This is a genomic window from Mycobacterium sp. (assembly GCF_049802695.1).
Lineage (GTDB): Bacteria > Actinomycetota > Actinomycetes > Mycobacteriales > Mycobacteriaceae > Mycobacterium.
Genome location: NZ_JBARMY010000531.1, coordinates 1 through 2,024 on the forward strand (window position 1 = coordinate 1; position 2,024 = coordinate 2,024).

Here is a 2,024-nt window from a genome sequence, read left to right on the forward strand (position 1 = left end):
GCGGCCGCCAGCGCGGTCAGCGCCGGGCGACGGCTGCGAACAGCGACGAGCACCGCCAGTGCGGGCAAACCCAGCAACGCCAGCCCGTAGTTTAAGAACACCGCCCAGCCCAGTAACAGCCCGGCACCGGCTGCAACCGGAATCGGCCAGCGCACCGTGTGACTCGCTGCCAGCGCCAGCAGCGCGATACCCCATGCGGCGACGCCGGCGAAATATCCATCGGCGGACACGGCAATCCAGATCGCCGTCGGCGCCACCGCGACGAACGGCGCGGCCATCCGCGCCGTCGGCTCGTCGGACACGGCGCGCACCGCGACGATCACAGCAGTCGCGGCGCTCGACCCGACCAGCAGGCAGAACACTCCCGCCCACGCACCACCACCGAGGCCGATGCGGTCGAGCCAAACGAACGTCAGCAGCGCGCCGGGCGGATGTCCGGAGACGTGGGTGATCCAGGACTGCGGTTGATAGTCGGGGATGCGGGCCGAGAAGGTCCGCAACATCTCCGGGATGTCGGTGATCGTCGGCACCTGCCGCAGATACTCGTGGCGGGCGACCAATCGTCCTGCGAAACCGAGTTGCCAGCCGTCGATCATCGCCAGCGCAAACGCCCAGGCGCACGAGGTGCACCAGGTGACGAGTGTGAGGACCCGCCACCGCAACCGCTGCGCGAGGGTGGGCCCGCACAGCACAGCTGCCACACCGATGGCGACGGCCGCAATGCTGCCCCAGCCGACGTGGACTTTCCACCAGCCGAAAATCGGTGCGGTGTCGGCTAAGTCGTGGATCGTCTGCGGCGTGCTGTGGATCAACGGAGTGACGATGCCCAGCCGCATATGCGGCACCACGAAAGCCGCCACTACCAGCGCGACGCCCACCAGCACCGCGACGGCTTCGCGGCGCGCTATTTTCACGAGAACCGAGCCTATGGCCCGATATCGCGTGGTTGGTGGCCCGCCCCTCGGCGTCCGGCAAGGGCGAGTCGGGCGGCGTAGGCCAGCGCGCTGACACCGTAGAGGGCGGCGACCAGCAGCAGCCAGCGCCCGACGAAGGGTTGTTGGTTCTGACCGGTGGCCGCCGTGTAGCTGAACTGACCTTGCCGGATGATTCCGGGAAAGAACAGCAGCAGCGACAGGCCCGTCGCCAGAGTCGGGACCCGGACGTAATTCAGCGGCGACACCCGCGGTGCGGAACCCGTCCGTCGACCCCGCAGGGCTGCAATTCCCGCGGTGATGGAGCGGTCGGCGAGGGCGTAGAGCGGAAACAGGACCAGGTCATGCGCGACGATGGCGGCGAAAAACCAGACCGCGATCGATTGCCACCACACCCTGGAATTCCACAACGCATGCGGGCCGAGCGCCGTCACCGCGTATCCGGCCAGTGCCCATGCGGCGACCGTACCCAGCAGATGCAACGGATTACTGCCATAGCAGGCGGTGAACCGGGTTACCAGTGCGCGCATATTAGTGGTGTCCGAATTCGATGGACCGCACCCATTTGGTGTTGTGCACACCCGGCAGCGCGGGCACGATGATGCGCGCCGGATAGCCGTGATCATCAGACAGGTCGACACCGTTGACCCGCAGGGCCAGCAGCGAGTCGGGATTGCCGACTTGATTGGCCTGCAGGACGGCATGGTTGAACCCGCCGGCCTCCAGTGAGCGCACGGTGGCTCGGGCGGGGTTGGGCATTCCCGCCAGAGCGGCCAAATCCCGGAGCCGCACCCCGCTCCACTTTTCGGTGGTGGACCATCCCTCGACGCAGGCGATCGGCAGCTCCGCGGTGTGCTGCGGCATGGCTTCCAGGGCGGCCCGGTCCAGCAGCGTCTGCCTGGAAGGACCTCGCACGGTGACCCGCCAGTTGGCGCCGGTGTCGCTGGGCCGGATTGCGGCGGCCGCGGCGGTCTTGTTGACCTGGAAATCGTTGGGGCCTTGACGGTGTGGGCGGCGGCTACGTCCCCGCGGCAACAGCAGCGCTGTGCGGCGGGTGAAGCCGCCGATCGTCTGGCCGGCGGTGAGTACCGC

Annotated in this window: 3 protein-coding genes; all 3 read right to left on the reverse strand. The window is 68.1% G+C overall.

The window, feature by feature from the left end; translation table 11 throughout:
* Positions 1-914 (reverse strand): hypothetical protein (locus WA317_RS20940; RefSeq protein WP_425174850.1); only part of this gene is annotated, 914 nt, incomplete at its 3' end.
* Between the two features lie 11 nt (positions 915-925).
* Positions 926-1,462 carry a hypothetical protein gene (locus WA317_RS20945; RefSeq protein ID WP_425174851.1) on the reverse strand — a complete coding sequence of 179 codons (537 nt, stop codon included), beginning with the start codon at positions 1,460-1,462 and terminating at the stop codon, positions 926-928.
* A gap of 1 nt (position 1,463) precedes the next feature.
* A partial coding sequence (locus tag WA317_RS20950) for a molybdopterin-dependent oxidoreductase (protein ID WP_425174852.1) occupies positions 1,464-2,024 on the reverse strand: 561 nt, incomplete at its 5' end.